Annotated in this window: 15 protein-coding genes and 1 tRNA gene; 15 read left to right on the forward strand and 1 reads right to left on the reverse strand. The window is 59.9% G+C overall.

Translation table 11 applies throughout. The annotated features are described in order from the left end of the window. Positions 1-64: 64 nt before the first annotated feature. The 11 genes from Tal182_RS33090 (at position 65) to rpoC (ending at position 13,849) form a co-directional block, all read left to right on the forward strand. On the forward strand, positions 65-199 hold the full coding sequence (locus Tal182_RS33090) for a hypothetical protein (protein ID WP_257784632.1): 135 nt from the start codon (positions 65-67) through the stop codon (positions 197-199). A gap of 174 nt (positions 200-373) precedes the next feature. Then, positions 374-1,267 (forward strand): NAD(P)-dependent oxidoreductase, encoded by an 894-nt coding sequence (locus tag Tal182_RS08910; protein ID WP_085859190.1) that lies wholly within the window; start codon positions 374-376, stop codon positions 1,265-1,267. Between the two features lie 166 nt (positions 1,268-1,433). Beyond that, a tRNA-Trp gene (locus Tal182_RS08915) sits at positions 1,434-1,509 on the forward strand. Positions 1,510-1,702: 193 nt separating this feature from the next. Further along, a complete protein-coding gene (gene secE / locus Tal182_RS08920; protein ID WP_003547514.1) occupies positions 1,703-1,903 on the forward strand; it encodes a preprotein translocase subunit SecE in 201 nt (66 codons plus the stop codon). Positions 1,904-1,920: 17 nt separating this feature from the next. Next, positions 1,921-2,451 carry a transcription termination/antitermination protein NusG gene (gene nusG / locus Tal182_RS08925; protein WP_007791989.1) on the forward strand — a complete coding sequence of 177 codons (531 nt, stop codon included), beginning with the start codon at positions 1,921-1,923 and terminating at the stop codon, positions 2,449-2,451. Positions 2,452-2,628: 177 nt separating this feature from the next. Next, a complete protein-coding gene (gene rplK, locus Tal182_RS08930) occupies positions 2,629-3,060 on the forward strand; it encodes a 50S ribosomal protein L11 (protein WP_003547518.1) in 432 nt (143 codons plus the stop codon). Positions 3,061-3,064: 4 nt separating this feature from the next. Next, a complete protein-coding gene (gene rplA / locus Tal182_RS08935) occupies positions 3,065-3,766 on the forward strand; it encodes a 50S ribosomal protein L1 (protein WP_064801895.1) in 702 nt (233 codons plus the stop codon). Positions 3,767-4,095: 329 nt separating this feature from the next. Beyond that, on the forward strand, positions 4,096-4,614 hold the full coding sequence (gene rplJ / locus Tal182_RS08940) for a 50S ribosomal protein L10 (RefSeq protein ID WP_064801896.1): 519 nt from the start codon (positions 4,096-4,098) through the stop codon (positions 4,612-4,614). 58 nt (positions 4,615-4,672) lie between these two features. Next, positions 4,673-5,053: a 50S ribosomal protein L7/L12 gene (gene rplL / locus Tal182_RS08945; protein WP_064801898.1), complete on the forward strand. Its 381-nt coding sequence runs from the start codon at positions 4,673-4,675 to the stop codon at positions 5,051-5,053. 259 nt (positions 5,054-5,312) lie between these two features. Beyond that, positions 5,313-9,452: a DNA-directed RNA polymerase subunit beta gene (rpoB, locus tag Tal182_RS08950; RefSeq protein WP_064810130.1), complete on the forward strand. Its 4,140-nt coding sequence runs from the start codon at positions 5,313-5,315 to the stop codon at positions 9,450-9,452. A 188-nt stretch (positions 9,453-9,640) separates the two neighbouring features. Then, the gene (gene rpoC, locus Tal182_RS08955; protein ID WP_064801902.1) at positions 9,641-13,849 is read left to right on the forward strand and encodes a DNA-directed RNA polymerase subunit beta'; all 4,209 of its coding nucleotides are present in this window, start codon (positions 9,641-9,643) and stop codon (positions 13,847-13,849) included. 102 nt (positions 13,850-13,951) lie between these two features. Here the strand turns inward: rpoC and Tal182_RS08960 are convergent, their stop codons facing one another. Beyond that, entirely contained in the window at positions 13,952-14,245 is a 294-nt protein-coding gene (locus Tal182_RS08960) for a hypothetical protein (protein ID WP_064801904.1), read from the reverse strand. Positions 14,246-14,741: 496 nt separating this feature from the next. Between Tal182_RS08960 and rpsL the strand changes: the two genes are divergently transcribed. The 4 genes from rpsL (at position 14,742) to tuf (ending at position 19,035) form a co-directional block, all read left to right on the forward strand. Beyond that, on the forward strand, positions 14,742-15,113 hold the full coding sequence (gene rpsL / locus Tal182_RS08965; RefSeq protein ID WP_003547537.1) for a 30S ribosomal protein S12: 372 nt from the start codon (positions 14,742-14,744) through the stop codon (positions 15,111-15,113). A gap of 78 nt (positions 15,114-15,191) precedes the next feature. Beyond that, positions 15,192-15,662: a 30S ribosomal protein S7 gene (gene rpsG / locus Tal182_RS08970; protein ID WP_004669085.1), complete on the forward strand. Its 471-nt coding sequence runs from the start codon at positions 15,192-15,194 to the stop codon at positions 15,660-15,662. A gap of 29 nt (positions 15,663-15,691) precedes the next feature. Beyond that, positions 15,692-17,791 carry an elongation factor G gene (gene fusA / locus Tal182_RS08975; protein ID WP_064682261.1) on the forward strand — a complete coding sequence of 700 codons (2,100 nt, stop codon included), beginning with the start codon at positions 15,692-15,694 and terminating at the stop codon, positions 17,789-17,791. Between the two features lie 68 nt (positions 17,792-17,859). Then, a complete protein-coding gene (gene tuf / locus Tal182_RS08980) occupies positions 17,860-19,035 on the forward strand; it encodes an elongation factor Tu (RefSeq protein ID WP_011424970.1) in 1,176 nt (391 codons plus the stop codon). Positions 19,036-19,152: the final 117 nt, after the last annotated feature.

Below are 19,152 nucleotides of genomic sequence, written 5' to 3' on the forward strand. Positions count from 1 at the left end.
TCAGAAAGCAGTTGTGATTGGCTCATTTTAGTCCAGACTCCTCCTTGTAAAGAGGAGAGTCGGGATGATTCCAAAGGCCACATTCGTTGCGACGATATTCGCGATGTATGTTTTCACGATGTTTTTCATCGCTGCGATTCCGCAAGAGGTTGTTCAATCGGCCGGAGTGCAGATCAATGAGGTAAGCGTCGTCAAGTGACGACCTTTCCAGTTCATCGCACCGGGCTGCGGTGATAGGGCAATAATGGGCCAGGTGCTCCCGGATAGGGTGCTCCTGGCGCGGCGGGGTGAAACCCCTCGCAGGACGCTCGCTTGCTCTTCGCGCGGAAGCGTCTAACTATGCCTCCGGTTTAATGATGCGGAGGACTTTTCCATGAAAAAGCGGATTCTGTTCACAGGCGGTTCCGGCAAGGCAGGTCGCCATGCCGTGCCATGGCTCGTTAATGCAGGGTACGAGGTTCACAACCTCGATCTCGTGCCTCTGGACAGCCCCGGCGTCACGAATCTCATCGCCGACATCACCGATAGCGGCCAGGTCTTCAACGCGCTGTCGATGCATCGCGATTTTCCCGATCTCGACGCGGGCAGGGGCGTTCAGCCCTTTGATGCGGTCGTGCATTTCGCCGCCATTCCGCGCATCCTGATCAAGCCCGACAACGAGACCTTCCGCATCAACGTGATGGGCACTTACAATGTCATCGAGGCTGCGGTGAAGCTCGGCATCCGGAAGATCATCGTCGCGTCGAGCGAAACGACCTACGGCGTCTGCTTTGCCGAAGGCCATCGCGACTTCCACCAGTTCCCGCTGGAGGAAGATTACGACGTCAATCCGATGGATTCTTACGGCCTTTCCAAAGTCGTCAACGAAAAAACGGCGCGCGCCTTTGCCGAACGGTCGGGTTTCGACATCTATGCGCTGCGCATCGGCAACGTTATCGAGCCGCATGAATATGAGAGGTTCCCAACCTATTTTGCCCATCCCGAGATGCGCAAGCGCATCGCTTGGAGCTATATCGATGCTCGCGACCTCGGGCAGATCTGCCATCTCTGCATCGAGAAGGACGGGCTTGGCTACCAGGTCTTCAACGCCTCTAACGACACGGTTTCGGCCAATACGCCGTCGAAAGAGCTGGCGAAGCGATTCTTCCCGAATGTGCCCTTCACCCGCGAGATCGGTGAATATGAGGGGCTGCTTTCCAACCGCAAGATTCGCGAGGTGTTGGGCTTCAAGGAAGAACACGACTGGCGGAAATATGTGAAGGTCTGAATGCTCTCCGGTTACGCGATCGAAAAGCGGACGCTCGCAAATGAGCAGAAGGCTTCGAAAATCAAAAATCGTGCTTGCCAATCCGCTGCCGCCGTCTTAAAGGGAGCGCCATGCATTTCGGCAGCGATTTGCGGGTGTTGACCCGGGCGCTGAAGGACGGGCATGAAGGGGTATAGCTCAGTTGGTAGAGCGGCGGTCTCCAAAACCGCAGGTCGGGGGTTCGAGCCCCTCTGCCCCTGCCATCTTCCCTGATACGGACAGCGCGGCGTTGCTCGCGGCATTCCGGCTGGGGATTGATGGGTGGCAACTAATTTCGTTAAACTTCGGTTTCCCTCTTGTGCATTCGGAAATCGGTGTTTATTTAGGGTTCAACAGACACGCGGTGCGTGGGGCTGATAGTTTCAGCTTTACGCGCCGTAATTGCGTGGGCAGTCGATGGCATCCAAATCCAATCCATTTGCGTTTCTGCAGCAGGTTCGCTCCGAGACGTCCAAGGTCACATGGCCGTCGCGCCGCGAGACGATGATCTCGACGGTCATGGTGCTGGTGATGGTGGTTTTTGCCGCGCTGTTTTTCTTTGCCGCTGACCAGCTGATCGGCTGGGCCCTGAGCTTCGTGCTCAATACCGGCAACTGATACGGGTGGAGATGAAAATGGCGGCACGTTGGTACATCGTCCACGCGTACTCGAATTTTGAAAAGAAGGTGGCTGAAGACATCGAGAACAAGGCTCGCCAGAAGGGGCTTGAGCACCTGTTCGAGAAGATTCTCGTGCCGACCGAAAAGGTTGTGGAAGTGCGTCGCGGCCGCAAGGTCGACAGCGAGCGCAAGTTCTTCCCGGGCTATGTCCTGGTCCGCGCCAATCTGACGGACGAGGCCTATCACCTGATCAAGAATACGCCGAAGGTCACAGGTTTCCTCGGCTCCGACAATAAGCCCGTTCCGATTCCGGATTATGAAGCCGAGCGCATTCTCGGTCAGGTTCAGGAAGGCGTCGAGCGGCCGAAGGCGTCCGTTACCTTCGAGATCGGCGAGCAGGTCCGCGTTTCCGACGGTCCTTTCGCTTCGTTCAACGGTACGGTTCAGGATGTGGACGAAGAGCGTTCGCGCCTGAAGGTGGAAGTGTCGATCTTCGGCCGCGCAACGCCGGTCGAGCTGGAATATGCGCAGGTCGAGAAGGTCTGATCGCGAGAGATGGGAAGCTGGTCCTTGTGGCCCGCTTCTTGCGGATCTTGTCCGCATCCGCGTGGAAGGTGAGGGGTCTTAGCCGGACCCTAATGATCCGCACCACGCAACCGCAGCCGCCGGAGCAATCCGGCATCACGGGCCGGGCGACCGGCCGTTCATGAAAGGCAGAGAGATATGGCTAAGAAAGTTGCAGGCCAGCTCAAGCTTCAGGTCAAGGCAGGATCGGCAAACCCGTCCCCGCCGATTGGTCCGGCGCTTGGTCAGCGTGGCATTAACATCATGGAATTCTGCAAGGCGTTCAATGCCGCCACGCAGGAAATGGAAAAGGGTATGCCGATCCCGGTCGTCATCACCTATTACCAGGACAAGTCCTTCACCTTCGCGATGAAGCAGCCTCCGGTCAGCTACTGGCTGAAGAAGGAAGCGAAGATCACGTCCGGTTCCAAGACGCCCGGCAAGGGCGCCAAGGCCGGCTCCCTCACCAAGGCTCAGATCAAGTCGATCGCAGAAGCCAAGATGAAGGATCTGAACGCAGCGGATATCGAAGGTGCAATGGCGATGATCGAGGGCTCTGCCCGCGCCATGGGCCTGGAAGTGGTGGGTTAAGACCATGGCAGGCAAGCGCACTCGCAAAATCAACGAAGGTGTTGATCCGACCAAGCTCTACGCTCTGACCCAGGCCATCGGCATGGTCAAGGAACGGGCTGTCGCCAAGTTCGACGAAACCATCGAAGTCTCGATGAACCTCGGCGTCGACCCGCGCCATGCGGACCAGATGGTTCGCGGCGTCGTCAACCTGCCGAACGGCACCGGCCGTACGGTTCGCGTTGCTGTTTTCGCCCGTGGCGCCAAGGCTGACGAAGCCAAGGCTGCTGGTGCAGACGTTGTTGGCGCAGAAGATCTTGTCGAAATCGTTCAGGGTGGCAAGATCGACTTCGATCGCTGCATCGCTACCCCGGACATGATGCCGCTCGTCGGCCGTCTCGGTAAGGTTCTCGGCCCGCGCGGCATGATGCCGAACCCGAAGGTCGGCACCGTCACCATGGATGTCGCTGGAGCCGTCAAGGCTTCCAAGGGCGGCGCTGTCGAGTTCCGCGTCGAGAAGGCTGGTATCGTCCATGCCGGCATCGGCAAGGCCTCTTTCGATGCCAAGGCGCTGGAAGAAAACATCCGCGCCTTTGCTGACGCCGTCATCAAGGCAAAGCCGGCTGGCGCCAAGGGCAACTATGTCAAGCGCGTGGCGATTTCTTCGACCATGGGCCCGGGCGTCAAGATCGAAGTCGGCTCGGTCACCGCAGCTCCGACTGCATAAGTTTATGGCCGGGCTTCGGCCCGGTCACTGAATTTCCGGCCTCGCAAGGGGCCGGAATATTCCGGAGAAATCCGGAATCCTGTCCGAGATTGCAGGTGGTTTTCCCTTAATCACTTCGCCTGCATGAGACGGGTAAGACCCGAATTGCATGAAGTTCACTTCTCGTAACTCGGTTCGAGCCTTGGATGCCTTGTGCCTCTTTAGCCTTAATTGGCGCGGGAGCGCGGGGGGACAGGATCCTCAAGCGTCGCTTGGGATCTCGCATGATCCCGGGAGGCAAAAGGCAACCCGGCGGGCCCGTTTTCGGTCCCGCCAACTGGAGATAGGCAGTGGAAAGAGCGGAAAAACGCGAATTCGTCACGGAACTGAACGAAGTCTTCAAGGCTTCGGGCTCAGTCGTCGTGGCCCACTATGCTGGTGCTACAGTCGCGCAGATGAACGATTTTCGTTCGAAGATGCGTGCAGCTGGCGGTACCGTCAAAGTCGCGAAGAACCGCCTGGCCAAAATTGCCCTTCAGGGTACGGAAGCGGAAGGGATTACCAATCTCTTCAAGGGTCAGACGCTGATTGCATACAGCACCGATCCGATCACCGCTCCGAAGGTCGTCATGGATTTCGCCAAGACCAACGACAAGATCGTTGTTCTGGGCGGCGCCATGGGAACAACCACGCTCAACGCCGATGCAGTCAAGTCGCTTGCGACCCTGCCTTCGCTCGACGAGCTGCGTGCGAAGCTGCTGGGCATGATCCAGACACCGGCTACCCGCATCGCTGGGGTTGTTGCAGCACCGGCAAGCCAGCTTGCCCGCGTGTTTGCGGCCTACGCCAAGAAGGACGAAGCCGCTTAAGGCGGTTTTTCGCTGTTTATAATCAACCGGTTCGAACCGAACAAAAGGAACTAGTAAAATGGCTGATCTCGCAAAGATCGTTGACGACCTCTCCTCGCTGACCGTTCTGGAAGCTGCAGAACTGTCGAAGCTTCTCGAAGAAAAGTGGGGCGTTTCCGCTGCTGCTCCGGTAGCTGTTGCTGCCGCTGCTGGTGGTGCAGGCGCTGCTGCTCCGGCTGAAGAAGAAAAGACCGAGTTCGACGTCATCCTCACGGATGCCGGCGCCAACAAGATCAACGTCATCAAGGAAGTCCGCGCCATCACCGGCCTCGGCCTCAAGGAAGCCAAGGACCTCGTCGAAGGCGCTCCGAAGGCTGTCAAGGAAGCTGTTTCCAAGGCTGAAGCCGCCGACATCAAGAAGAAGCTTGAAGACGCAGGCGCAAAGGCCGACGTCAAGTAATCTTGAACTGCACGTGGGAGGCGGCATTTACTGCCTCCCATTTGCCGTTTTCCTGAACGAATTACCCAAAAGCCGCGTGAAAACGGCTTTTGGGTAATGGGTTCTTCAAGAGCATGGTCTCGAACCGAATCGCCAAGGCAATCCGGCCTGGCTGTTTCGGGAGGTGGGACGAGGTTGAACTACTCATTGATCGGCGGGATCGACTGGCCATCGGTTCCCGTCCGTTGCAGGCCCGGATGCAATTTTTGAAGGAGCGACGATGGCTCAGACCCTTTCGTTCAATGGTCGCAGGCGCGTACGCAAGTTTTTTGGTAAGATCCCCGAAGTCGCAGAAATGCCGAACCTCATCGAGGTTCAGAAGGCGTCCTACGACCAGTTCCTGATGGTTGAAGAGCCGAAGGGCGGTCGCCCAGACGAAGGCCTTCAGGCCGTCTTCAAATCCGTTTTCCCGATCACCGACTTCTCCGGCGCCTCGATGCTGGAGTTCGTGTCTTACGAATTCGAACCGCCGAAGTTCGACGTTGACGAGTGCCGCCAGCGCGACCTGACCTATGCTGCGCCGCTGAAGGTCACTCTCCGTCTCATCGTGTTCGATATCGACGAGGATACCGGCGCAAAGTCGATCAAGGACATCAAGGAACAGTCCGTCTACATGGGCGACATGCCGCTCATGACCAACAACGGCACGTTCATCGTCAACGGCACCGAGCGCGTCATCGTCTCGCAGATGCACCGTTCGCCGGGCGTCTTCTTCGACCATGACAAGGGCAAGAGCCATTCTTCCGGCAAGCTGCTGTTCGCCGCCCGCGTCATTCCCTATCGCGGTTCCTGGCTCGATATCGAATTCGACGCCAAGGACATCGTCTACGCCCGCATCGACCGCCGCCGCAAGATCCCTGTCACGTCGCTGCTGATGGCGCTCGGCATGGACGGCGAGGAAATCCTCGACACCTTCTACACGAAGTCGCTCTACAAGCGCGACGGCGAAGGCTGGCGCATTCCCTTCAAGCCGGAAACCCTGAAGGGCGCCAAGGCGATCACCGAGATGGTCGACGCCGATACCGGCGAAGTCGTCGTGGAAGCCGGCAAGAAGCTGACGCCGCGCCTGCTGCGCCAGCTTTCCGATAAGGGCCTGAAGGCGCTGAAGGCCGGCGACGACGACCTTTACGGTAACTACCTCGCCGAGGATATCGTCAACTACTCGACGGGTGAGATCTATCTCGAGGCCGGCGACGAGATCGACGAGAAGACGCTCGCCGTCATTCTCGCGAACGGTTTCGACGAGATCCCGGTTCTCGGCATCGACCACATCAATGTCGGCGCCTATATCCGCAACACGCTTTCGGCTGACAAGAACGAGAACCGTCAGGACGCTCTGTTCGACATCTATCGCGTCATGCGCCCGGGTGAACCGCCGACGATGGAATCGGCCGAAGCCATGTTCAACTCGCTGTTCTTCGATGCGGAGCGTTACGACCTCTCCGCCGTCGGCCGCGTCAAGATGAACATGCGCCTCGACCTCTCCGTCGAGGACACCGTTCGCATCCTGCGCAAGGACGACATCCTGGCCGTGGTCAAGATGCTGGTCGAACTGCGCGACGGCAAGGGTGAGATCGACGACATCGACAACCTCGGCAACCGCCGCGTCCGCTCGGTCGGCGAGCTGATGGAGAACCAGTACCGTCTCGGCCTGCTCCGCATGGAGCGTGCGATCAAGGAACGCATGTCCTCGATCGAAATCGACACGGTCATGCCGCAGGACCTGATCAACGCCAAGCCGGCTGCCGCAGCCGTCCGCGAATTCTTCGGTTCCTCGCAGCTCTCGCAGTTCATGGACCAGGTCAACCCGCTCTCGGAAATCACCCACAAGCGCCGTCTTTCGGCTCTTGGTCCGGGCGGTCTGACCCGCGAGCGCGCCGGCTTCGAAGTCCGCGACGTGCATCCGACCCACTATGGCCGTATCTGCCCGATCGAAACGCCGGAAGGCCCGAACATCGGTCTTATCAACTCGCTTGCGACCTTTGCCCGCGTCAACAAATACGGCTTCATCGAAAGCCCGTACCGGCGCATCGTCGACGGCAAGGTGACGAACGACGTGCTCTACCTCTCCGCCATGGAAGAGGCCAAGTATTACGTCGCACAGGCCAACGCCGAGCTGAACGTTGACGGTTCCTTCGTCGACGAATTCGTCGTCTGCCGTCACGCGGGTGAAGTTATGCTCGCGCCCCGCGACAGCATGAACCTGATGGACGTTTCGCCGAAGCAGGTCGTTTCGGTCGCAGCGGCACTCATCCCGTTCCTGGAAAACGACGACGCCAACCGCGCCCTCATGGGCTCGAACATGCAGCGTCAGGCCGTGCCGCTGCTGCGTGCCGAAGCTCCGTTCGTCGGCACCGGCATGGAGCCGGTCGTCGCGCGTGACTCCGGTGCCGCCATCGGCGCCCGCCGCGGCGGCGTCGTCGACCAGGTCGATGCGACGCGTATCGTTATCCGCGCCACGGAAGACCTCGAAGCCGGCAAGTCCGGCGTCGATATCTACCGCCTGCAGAAGTTCCAGCGTTCGAACCAGAACACCTGCGTCAACCAGCGTCCGCTGGTCACTGTCGGTGACGTCGTCAACCGCGGCGATATTCTCGCCGACGGCCCGTCGACCGATCTCGGCGACCTGGCGCTCGGCCGCAACGCCCTCGTCGCGTTCATGCCCTGGAACGGCTATAACTACGAAGACTCGATCCTGCTCTCCGAGCGCATCGTTGCCGACGACGTGTTCACCTCCATCCACATCGAGGAATTCGAAGTGATGGCGCGCGACACCAAGCTCGGCCCCGAGGAAATCACCCGCGATATTCCGAACGTTTCGGAAGAAGCGCTGAAGAACCTCGACGAAGCCGGCATCGTCTATATCGGCGCCGAGGTTCAGCCGGGCGATATCCTTGTCGGCAAGATCACGCCGAAGGGCGAAAGCCCGATGACGCCGGAAGAAAAGCTTCTGCGCGCCATCTTCGGCGAAAAAGCCTCCGACGTGCGCGACACCTCCATGCGCATGCCGCCCGGCACCTACGGCACGATCGTCGAAGTTCGCGTCTTCAACCGCCATGGCGTCGAGAAGGACGAGCGCGCGATGGCGATCGAGCGCGAGGAGATTGAGCGGCTCGCCAAGGACCGCGACGACGAGCAGGCGATCCTCGACCGTAACGTCTACGGCCGTCTGATCGACATGCTGCGCGGCCAGGTCTCCATCGCCGGCCCGAAGGGCTTCAAGAAGGGCACCGAACTTTCGAACGCCGTCGTCTCCGAATATCCCCGCTCGCAGTGGTGGATGTTCGCCGTCGAGGACGAGAAGGTCCAGAGCGAACTCGAAGCCCTCCGCGGCCAGTACGACGAATCCAAGTCGCGCCTTGAACAGCGCTTCATGGACAAGGTCGAGAAGGTCCAGCGCGGCGATGAAATGCCTCCGGGCGTCATGAAGATGGTCAAGGTCTTCGTCGCCGTGAAGCGCAAGATCCAGCCGGGCGACAAGATGGCCGGCCGTCACGGGAACAAGGGCGTGGTCTCGCGCATTGTGCCTGTCGAGGACATGCCGTTCCTCGAAGACGGCACGCATGTCGACGTCGTTCTGAACCCGCTCGGCGTGCCTTCGCGCATGAACGTCGGCCAGATTCTGGAAACGCACCTGGGTTGGGCCTGCGCCGGCATGGGTCGCCAGATCGGTGAATTGATCGAAGCGTATAAGGCCAACGGCAACATCGAGCCGCTGCGCAAGACCATCGGCGATGTCGTCGGCGACGGTCCCAAGGCCGAACAGGTCCAGGACTTCGACGACGAGTCCGTCCTGCGTCTCGCCGACCAGTGGAAGCGCGGCGTTTCGATCGCGACGCCGGTCTTCGACGGCGCCAATGAAGGTGACGTCAACGACATGCTGCGTCTGGCGGGTCTCAAGGACACCGGCCAGTCGACGCTCTATGACGGCCGTACCGGCGAGCAGTTCGACCGCCAGGTGACCGTGGGCTACATCTACATGCTGAAGCTCAACCACTTGGTCGACGACAAGATCCATGCCCGCTCGATCGGCCCTTACTCGCTCGTGACCCAGCAGCCGCTGGGCGGCAAGGCGCAGTTCGGTGGTCAGCGCTTCGGCGAAATGGAAGTCTGGGCGCTCGAAGCCTATGGCGCCGCCTATACGCTGCAGGAAATGCTGACGGTGAAGTCGGACGACGTCGCCGGCCGCACCAAGGTCTACGAAGCCATTGTCCGCGGAGACGACACGTTCGAAGCCGGTATTCCGGAAAGCTTCAACGTTCTCGTCAAGGAAATGCGCTCGCTGGGCCTCAGCGTCGAGCTCGAGAACACCAAGCTCGATGAAGCGCAGGCAACCCAGCTGCCGGACGCGGCCGAGTAAACATTGATAGGGCGTGCGCTGCCAATGCGGCGCACGCCGGTCCCGCCGGGAGCCGCATCCGTGTCGGCCCGGAAGGGAAGTTTCGCCGCATCTTGCGGTTATTCTCGTTTAAGCGAGGGAGGCGGCTCCCGGGAATTGCCGCCGGCCATCGCATTTTGAGGGCGCTTTAGCCCATGAAGGAGACAGGCATGAACCAAGAGGTCATGAATCTTTTCAATCCGCAGGTGCCTGCACAGAATTTCGATTCCATTCGGATTTCGATCGCGTCTCCGGAGAAGATCCTCTCCTGGTCCTACGGTGAGATCAAGAAGCCGGAAACCATCAACTACCGCACGTTCAAGCCGGAACGCGACGGTCTGTTCTGCGCGCGCATCTTTGGCCCGATCAAGGACTACGAATGCTTGTGCGGCAAGTACAAGCGCATGAAGTACAAGGGCATCATCTGCGAAAAGTGCGGCGTCGAAGTCACGCTGTCGCGCGTTCGCCGTGAGCGCATGGGCCATATCGAGCTCGCTGCTCCCGTTGCCCACATCTGGTTCCTGAAGTCGCTGCCGTCGCGCATTTCGACGCTGCTCGACATGACGCTGAAGGATGTCGAGCGCGTTCTCTACTTTGAAAACTACATCGTGACCGAGCCGGGCCTGACCGCTCTCAAGGAGCACCAGCTCCTCTCGGAAGAAGAGTACATGCTCGCCGTCGACGAGTACGGCGAAGACCAGTTCACCGCGATGATCGGCGCTGAGGCGATCTACGAGATGCTGGCTTCGATGAACCTCGAAAAGATCGCCGGCGATCTGCGCTCCGAGCTTGCCGACACCACGTCGGATCTCAAGCAGAAGAAGCTGATGAAGCGCCTGAAGATCGTCGAGAACTTCATGGAGTCAGGCAATCGTCCGGAATGGATGATCATGAAGGTCGTTCCGGTCATCCCGCCGGATCTGCGCCCGCTCGTGCCGCTCGACGGTGGCCGTTTCGCGACGTCGGATCTGAACGATCTCTATCGCCGCGTCATCAACCGTAACAACCGTCTGAAGCGCCTCATCGAACTGCGCGCTCCGGGCATCATCATCCGCAACGAAAAGCGCATGCTGCAGGAATCTGTCGACGCGCTCTTCGATAACGGCCGCCGCGGCCGCGTCATCACCGGCGCCAACAAGCGTCCGCTGAAGTCGCTGTCCGACATGCTGAAGGGCAAGCAGGGCCGCTTCCGCCAGAACCTGCTCGGCAAGCGCGTCGACTATTCCGGCCGTTCGGTGATCGTCACCGGTCCGGAACTGAAGCTGCATCAGTGCGGTCTTCCGAAGAAGATGGCGCTCGAACTCTTCAAGCCGTTCATCTATGCCCGCCTCGACGCCAAGGGTTACTCCTCGACCGTCAAGCAGGCCAAGAAGCTGGTCGAGAAGGAAAAGCCGGAAGTTTGGGATATCCTCGACGAGGTCATCCGCGAACATCCTGTTCTTCTGAACCGCGCACCGACGCTGCACCGCCTGGGCATCCAGGCCTTCGAACCCACCCTGGTCGAAGGCAAGGCCATCCAGCTGCACCCGCTCGTCTGCACGGCCTTCAACGCCGACTTCGACGGTGACCAGATGGCTGTTCACGTGCCGCTGTCGCTCGAAGCCCAGCTCGAAGCCCGCGTGCTGATGATGTCGACCAACAACATCCTGCACCCGGCAAACGGCGCGCCGATCATCGTTCCCTCGCAGGACATGGTTCTCGGCCTGTACTATCTGTCGATCCTGAACCAGAACGAGCCGGGCGAAGGCATGGCCTTCTCCGATCTCGGCGAGCTGCATCACGCGCTGGAAAACAAGGTCGTGACGCTGCACACCAAGATCCGCGGCCGCTTCAAGTCGATCGGCGAGGATGGCAAGCCTTACTCGAAGATCTACGAGACGACGCCTGGCCGTCTGCTCATCGGCGAACTGCTGCCGAAAAATGGCAAGGTGCCCTTCGACATCTGCAACCAGGAAATGACCAAGAAGAACATCTCCAAGATGATCGACACGGTCTACCGCCATTGCGGCCAGAAGGACACGGTCATCTTCTGCGACCGCATCATGCAGCTCGGCTTCGCCCATGCCTGCCGTGCCGGCATTTCGTTCGGCAAGGACGACATGGTCATTCCGGACACGAAGGCCAAGATCGTCAACGACACCGAAAATCTGGTGAAGGAATACGAGCAGCAGTACAATGACGGCCTCATCACCCAGGGCGAAAAGTACAACAAGGTTGTCGATGCCTGGGGCAAGGCGACTGAAAAGGTCGCCGAAGAGATGATGGCACGCATCAAGGCGGTCGAATTCGACGAGAACACCGGCCGTCAGAAGCCGATGAACTCGATCTACATGATGAGCCACTCCGGCGCCCGCGGTTCTCCGAACCAGATGCGCCAGCTGGGCGGCATGCGCGGCCTGATGGCCAAGCCGTCGGGCGAAATCATCGAGACGCCGATCATCTCGAACTTCAAGGAAGGGCTGACCGTCAACGAGTACTTCAACTCGACGCACGGCGCCCGCAAGGGTCTGGCAGACACCGCCTTGAAGACCGCAAACTCCGGTTACCTGACCCGCCGTCTCGTCGACGTCGCGCAGGATTGCATCGTCACGCACGTCGATTGCGGCACCGAAACCGGCCTGACCATGACCGCCATCGTCGATGCCGGCCAGGTCGTCGCCTCGCTCGGTGCCCGTATTCTCGGCCGCACGGCGCTCGACGATATCGATCATCCGGTGACGGGTGAGCGCATCGTCGATGCCGGCAAGATGATCCTCGAGCCCGATGTCATCGAAATCGAGAAGGCCGGTATCCAGTCGATCCGCATCCGCTCGGCGCTGACCTGCGAAATCCAGACGGGCGTCTGCTCGGTCTGCTACGGCCGCGACCTCGCGCGCGGTACGCCGGTCAACATGGGCGAAGCCGTCGGCGTCATCGCCGCTCAGTCGATCGGCGAGCCGGGAACCCAGCTCACCATGCGTACCTTCCACCTTGGCGGTACGGCAACCGTGGTCGACCAGTCGTTCCTGGAAGCCTCGTACGAAGGTACGGTGCAGATCAAGAACCGCAACGTGCTGCGCAACTCTGAAGGCAGCCTCGTTGCCATGGGCCGCAACATGACTGTCCAGATCCTGGACGAGCGTGGCGTCGAGCGCTCTTCGCAGCGTGTCGCCTACGGTTCGAAGCTGCATGTCGACGAAGGTGACAAGGTCAAGCGCGGCCAGCGTCTGGCGGAGTGGGATCCTTACACCCGTCCGATGATGACGGAAGTTGCCGGTACCGTTCAGTTCGAAGACCTCGTCGATGGTCTCTCGGTTCTGGAAGCGACCGACGAATCCACCGGCATCACCAAGCGTCAGGTCATCGACTGGCGTTCGACCCCGCGCGGCTCGGATCTAAAGCCGGCGATTGTCATCAAGGACGCCAGCGGCAATGTCGCAAAGCTGTCGCGCGGTGGTGACGCCCGCTTCCTGCTCTCGGTCGACGCCATCCTGTCGGTCGAGCCGGGCACGAAGGTCTCGCAGGGTGACGTTCTCGCCCGTTCGCCGCTCGAAAGCGCCAAGACCAAGGACATCACCGGCGGTCTGCCGCGTGTTGCCGAACTGTTCGAAGCTCGCCGTCCGAAGGATCACGCCATCATCGCAGAGATCGATGGTACGATCCGCCTCGGCCGCGACTACAAGAACAAGCGTCGCGTCATCATCGAGCCGGCGGAAGACGGTGTCGAGCCTGTCGAATACCTGATTCCGAAGGGCAAGCCCTTCCACCTTCAGGACGGCGACTATATCGAAAAGGGTGACTACATCCTCGACGGTAACCCGGCTCCGCACGACATCCTGGCGATCAAGGGCGTGGAGGCTCTTGCTTCCTACCTCGTCAACGAAATCCAGGAAGTCTATCGCCTGCAGGGCGTCGTCATCAACGACAAGCACATCGAGGTGATCGTCCGTCAGATGCTGCAGAAGGTGGAGATCACCGATGCCGGCGACTCGACCTACATCGTCGGCGACAACGTTGACCGGATCGAGCTGGAGGACGTCAACGACCACCTGATCGAGCAGGGCAAGAAGCCCGCCAGCGGCGAGCCGGTTCTTCTCGGCATCACCAAGGCGTCGCTGCAGACCCCGTCCTTCATCTCGGCCGCGTCCTTCCAGGAAACGACCAAGGTGCTGACGGAAGCTGCAATCGCCGGCAAGACCGACGGTCTGCAGGGCTTGAAGGAAAACGTCATCGTCGGCCGCCTCATTCCGGCCGGCACCGGCGGCACCATGACCCAGATCCGCCGCATCGCCACGTCGCGCGACGAGCTCATCCTCGAAGAGCGCCGCAAGGGCACTGGGGCAGCGGTCGCCACCCCGATGCTGCAGGACATGGCCGAAAACGCCCCGGCTGCTGAATAATCCGCAGCTGAGGTCCACGAATTGAAAAACCGCCCGGAGCGATCCGGGCGGTTTTCGTTTATATGCTAGTCTTTGATTGACAGGGGAGGGAAGGCGTTCCCGTCAGTTGAACCGGATGATCGCGACCTCGCCGTCAACCGCACCCTGATAGGCCGAAGCGTGCGGCTCTTCCGCCGGAATTTCGGTCAGCATGCCGATCTGGTCGAGATCGGCCTCGATGAAACCCTCCTCGGCAAGGGCGTTCAAGGCTTCGCGCACGGCGGTGTCGTCATCGGGCGCCTGGAGCAGGATGTGCAGGTCGATGCCTTCGCTGGCCTCGGACTCATAGCCTTTGCCGATGATGATGAAGATCATCGGTCCGTCGAAATTATTGTCGTTATCAGGTGTCGTGATCATCGCCTGTCCTCGGTTTCTGGGGATTCGCTTTGTCGAATCCGCTGAGAGGACCTAACGCCGCAATTGCTGATTCCTTAACTGCTTTTGCTGCAAGGCCCAAGTTTTTATCTTGGCGCACGTCCCTGAATGCGTCTAGAAGGATGAAAACAGGGCGTTCGGCCCGCATATCAAGGTGATGCGGCCAAGTTTATTTCTTAACCGGCCTTGACGGGACGGGTGGAAACCAGTAGTACCCCGCCCATCAGATCCCATGTGAGGCTTGGCTGTTCGGGGCGACGCGCCCTGAAATTCACCTCAAACAAGGTTCTAAACGCACGTTGAAGTCATGATGCTGCACGCATGACGCAGGATTTTATGCGTCCTCTGCTCCTTGTGGTCCATCTGCGGAAGCGGATCGGGCCATATTTTGCGCATTGACGGAAAGCATGCGTCATTGCCGGAGACGGCGTGAGTTCAAGCCCGCAAGGGTACTGAGATAAACGTAAGGGATGGTTGAATGCCTACCGTAAACCAGCTGATCCGCAAGCCTCGCCAGGCGAACGTAAAGCGTAATAAGGTTCCCGCTCTCCAGGAGAACCCGCAGAAGCGCGGCGTTTGCACGCGCGTCTACACGACCACGCCGAAGAAGCCGAACTCGGCTCTGCGTAAGGTCGCAAAGATCCGCCTGACCAACGGCTTCGAAGTCATTGGTTACATCCCCGGCGAAGGTCACAACCTTCAGGAACACTCCGTCGTCATGATCCGCGGCGGCCGCGTCAAGGACCTTCCGGGTGTCCGTTATCACATCATCCGCGGCGTTCTCGATACCCAGGGTGTCAAGAACCGCAAGCAGCGTCGCTCCAAGTACGGTGCGAAGCGTCCGAAGTAATTCGGATTTTGAATAATCCGGCGCTGCGCGAGGTCCTCCGCGTGATGAAGCGCCTTAACGGTTGAAGAGACGAAAAGTATGTCCAGACGTCATAAAGCAGAAAAGCGCGAGATCAATCCGGATCCGAAGTTCGGTGACCTCGTCGTGACCAAGTTCATGAATGCCATCATGCTCGATGGTAAGAAGTCCGTTGCTGAAAACATCGTCTATGGTGCGTTCGACGCCGTCCAGGGCAAGTCCAAGCAGGAGCCGCTTTCGGTTTTCCATTCTGCGCTCGACAACATTGCCCCGCACGTTGAAGTCCGCTCGCGCCGCGTCGGTGGTGCGACCTACCAGGTTCCGGTCGACGTCCGTCCGGAGCGCCGCCAGGCTCTCGCCATTCGCTGGCTGATTGCCGCTGCCCGCAAGCGCAACGAAACCACCATGATCGACCGTCTGTCCGGCGAACTGCTCGATGCGTCCAACAACCGCGGCTCCGCCGTCAAGAAGCGCGAAGACACGCACAAGATGGCTGACGCCAACCGCGCGTTCTCGCACTATCGCTGGTAATTCCGAACGGTATCGAAAGGCAGTCCACAATGGCTCGCGAATATAAGATCGAAGACTACCGCAATTTCGGTATCATGGCGCATATCGACGCCGGCAAGACCACGACCACCGAGCGTATCCTTTACTACACCGGCAAGTCGCACAAGATCGGCGAAGTCCACGACGGCGCAGCCACCATGGACTGGATGGAGCAGGAGCAGGAGCGTGGCATCACGATCACCTCTGCTGCCACCACGACCTTCTGGAAGGGCCGTGACGGCAAGATGCGCCGCTTCAACATCATCGACACCCCCGGCCACGTCGACTTCACCATCGAAGTCGAGCGTTCGCTGCGCGTTCTCGACGGCGCCATCGCGCTGCTCGACGCCAACGCCGGCGTTGAGCCGCAGACGGAAACCGTCTGGCGCCAGGCTGAGAAGTACAATGTTCCGCGGATGATCTTCTGCAACAAGATGGACAAGACCGGCGCGGACTTCTATCGCTCTGTCGAGATGATCAAGACGCGTCTCGGCGCGACCGCCGTCGTCATGCAGCTGCCGATCGGCGCTGAGAGCGACTTCAAGGGCGTTGTCGACCTCGTCGAGATGAACGCGCTGATCTGGCGCGACGAATCGCTCGGCGCCCAGTGGGATGTCGTCGAAATCCCGGAAGATCTGAAGGCCAAGGCTGAAGAATATCGCGAAAAGCTGATCGAGACCGTTGTCGAGATCGACGAAGCTGCGATGGAAGCCTACCTCGAAGGCAACATGCCCGACAACGACAAGATCCGCGAACTCGTGCGCCGCGGCACCATCGACGTCAAGTTCCATCCGATGTTCTGCGGCACTGCCTTCAAGAACAAGGGCGTGCAGCCGCTGCTCGACGCCGTGGTCGACTACCTGCCGTCGCCGCTCGACATCCCGGCGATCAAGGGCATCGATTTCAAGACCGAAGCCGATATCGAGCGGCATGCAGATGACGCCGAGCCGCTTTCGATGCTGGCGTTCAAGATCATGAACGACCCCTTCGTCGGTTCGCTCACCTTCGCACGCATCTACTCCGGCAAGCTCGAAAAGGGCTCTTCGGTTCTGAACACGGTCAAGGACAAGCGCGAGCGCGTCGGCCGTATGCTGCAGATGCACTCCAACTCTCGTGAAGACATCGAAGAAGCCTTTGCAGGCGACATCGTTGCTCTCGCCGGTCTCAAGGAAACCACCACTGGCGATACGCTCTGCGATCCGCTGAAGCCGGTTATCCTCGAGCGCATGGAATTCCCCGAGCCGGTCATCCAGATCGCCATCGAGCCGAAGTCCAAGGGCGACCAGGAAAAGATGGGCCTCGCGCTCAACCGCCTGGCAGCCGAAGACCCGTCCTTCCGCGTGAAGACGGACCAGGAATCCGGTCAGACGATCATTGCCGGCATGGGCGAACTGCATCTCGACATCATCGTCGACCGCATGCGTCGCGAGTTCAAGGTCGAAGCAAACGTCGGTGCGCCGCAGGTTGCTTACCGCGAAACCATCACGCGCCAGACCGAAGAAGACTACACGCACAAGAAGCAGACCGGTGGTACCGGCCAGTTCGCGCGCGTCAAGATCATCTTCGAACCGAACCCGGAAGGCGAAGACTTCAAGTTCGAATCCAAGATCGTCGGCGGCTCTGTTCCGAAGGAATACATCCCGGGCGTTCAGAAGGGCATCGAAAGCGTTCTGTCTTCGGGTCCGCTCGCTGGCTTCCCGATGCTCGGCGTCAAGGCGACGCTCATCGACGGTGCCTTCCACGACGTCGACTCCTCGGTCCTGGCGTTCGAAATCGCTTCCCGCGCTTGCTTCCGTGAAGCAGCCAAGAAGGCCGGCGCTCAGCTCCTCGAGCCGATGATGAAGGTCGAGGTCGTCACCCCGGAAGATTACGTCGGTGACGTTATCGGCGACCTCAACTCCCGCCGTGGCCAGATCCAGGGTCAGGAAAGCCGTGGCATCGCGGTTGTCATCAGCGCCAACGTTCCGCTGGCCAACATGTTCAAGTACGTCGACAACTTGCGCTCCATGTCGCAGGGCCGCGCTCAGTACACGATGACCTTCGATCACTACGCGCCGGTCCCGTCGAACGTCGCAACCGAAATCCAGGCAAAGTATTCCGGTCAGAAGTGACCGGCATACCTATTGACCGATAACAAGAATTAGCTCCCCTCGGGGACTAGCAAAACGGAGAGCCGAAAATGGCAAAGAGTAAGTTTGAGCGCAACAAGCCGCACGTCAACATTGGCACGATCGGCCACGTTGACCACGGCAAGACGTCTCTGACGGCAGCGATCACGAAGTACTTCGGTGAGTTCAAGGCGTACGACCAGATCGACGCGGCTCCGGAAGAGAAGGCCCGCGGCATCACCATCTCGACGGCGCACGTCGAATATGAGACGCCGGCCCGCCACTACGCGCACGTCGACTGCCCCGGCCACGCCGACTACGTGAAGAACATGATCACCGGTGCGGCGCAGATGGACGGCGCGATCCTGGTTTGCTCGGCCGCTGACGGCCCGATGCCGCAGACGCGCGAACACATCCTGCTCGCCCGCCAGGTCGGCGTTCCGGCGATCGTTGTGTTCCTGAACAAGGTCGACCAGGTTGACGACGCCGAGCTTCTCGAGCTGGTCGAGCTCGAAGTTCGCGAGCTTCTGTCGTCCTACGACTTCCCGGGCGACGACATTCCGGTCGTCAAGGGTTCGGCGCTTGCTGCTCTTGAAGATTCCGACAAGAAGATCGGCGAAGATGCGATCCGCGAGCTGATGGCAGCGGTCGACTCCTACATCCCGACGCCTGAGCGTCCGGTTGACCAGCCGTTCCTGATGCCGATCGAAGACGTGTTCTCGATCTCGGGCCGTGGTACGGTCGTGACCGGCCGCGTCGAGCGTGGCATCATCAAGGTTGGTGAAGAAGTCGAGATCGTCGGCATCCGTCCGACCTCGAAGACGACGGTGACCGGCGTTGAAATGTTCCGCAAGCTGCTCGACCAGGGCCAGGCCGGCGACAACATCGGCGCGCTGATCCGCGGTGTGAACCGTGACGGCGTCGAGCGCGGTCAGATTCTGTGCAAGCCGGGCTCGGTCAAGCCGCACAAGAAGTTCAAGGCAGAAGCCTACATCCTGACGAAGGAAGAGGGCGGCCGTCATACGCCGTTCTTCACCAACTACCGTCCGCAGTTCTACTTCCGCACGACGGACGTGACCGGCATCGTGACGCTTCCGGAAGGCACGGAAATGGTCATGCCGGGCGACAACGTCACGGTTGACGTCGAGCTGATCGTTCCGATCGCGATGGAAGAAAAGCTGCGCTTCGCTATCCGCGAAGGCGGCCGCACCGTCGGCGCCGGTATCGTCGCTTCGATCGTCGAGTAATTCCTTCGGCCACTCCGGTGGGGTGGCCGATTCGATGACAATATTATGATGCAGGCGGCGCAAGCCGCTTGCTTATTACACAGAAATGTAGCAAATGGCGCGCGAGCGCGATTTGCG

Origin of the sequence: Rhizobium sp. TAL182, from assembly GCF_002117725.1 — a bacterium.
GTDB lineage: Bacteria > Pseudomonadota > Alphaproteobacteria > Rhizobiales > Rhizobiaceae > Rhizobium > Rhizobium esperanzae.

Excerpts from the sequence above, each read along its gene's own strand:
- Tal182_RS33090 (WP_257784632.1), top strand. The coding sequence starts at position 65 with ATGATTCCAAAGGCCACATTCGTTGCGACGATATTCGCGATGTATGTT.
- Tal182_RS08910 (WP_085859190.1), top strand. The coding sequence starts at position 374 with ATGAAAAAGCGGATTCTGTTCACAGGCGGTTCCGGCAAGGCAGGTCGC.
- secE (WP_003547514.1), top strand. The coding sequence starts at position 1,703 with ATGGCATCCAAATCCAATCCATTTGCGTTTCTGCAGCAGGTTCGCTCC.
- nusG (WP_007791989.1), top strand. The coding sequence starts at position 1,921 with ATGGCGGCACGTTGGTACATCGTCCACGCGTACTCGAATTTTGAAAAG.
- rplK (WP_003547518.1), top strand. The coding sequence starts at position 2,629 with ATGGCTAAGAAAGTTGCAGGCCAGCTCAAGCTTCAGGTCAAGGCAGGA.
- rplA (WP_064801895.1), top strand. The coding sequence starts at position 3,065 with ATGGCAGGCAAGCGCACTCGCAAAATCAACGAAGGTGTTGATCCGACC.
- rplL (WP_064801898.1), top strand. The coding sequence starts at position 4,673 with ATGGCTGATCTCGCAAAGATCGTTGACGACCTCTCCTCGCTGACCGTT.
- rpoB (WP_064810130.1), top strand. The coding sequence starts at position 5,313 with ATGGCTCAGACCCTTTCGTTCAATGGTCGCAGGCGCGTACGCAAGTTT.
- rpoC (WP_064801902.1), top strand. The coding sequence starts at position 9,641 with ATGAACCAAGAGGTCATGAATCTTTTCAATCCGCAGGTGCCTGCACAG.
- Tal182_RS08960 (WP_064801904.1), bottom strand. The coding sequence starts at position 14,245 with ATGATCACGACACCTGATAACGACAATAATTTCGACGGACCGATGATC.
- rpsL (WP_003547537.1), top strand. The coding sequence starts at position 14,742 with ATGCCTACCGTAAACCAGCTGATCCGCAAGCCTCGCCAGGCGAACGTA.
- rpsG (WP_004669085.1), top strand. The coding sequence starts at position 15,192 with ATGTCCAGACGTCATAAAGCAGAAAAGCGCGAGATCAATCCGGATCCG.
- fusA (WP_064682261.1), top strand. The coding sequence starts at position 15,692 with ATGGCTCGCGAATATAAGATCGAAGACTACCGCAATTTCGGTATCATG.
- tuf (WP_011424970.1), top strand. The coding sequence starts at position 17,860 with ATGGCAAAGAGTAAGTTTGAGCGCAACAAGCCGCACGTCAACATTGGC.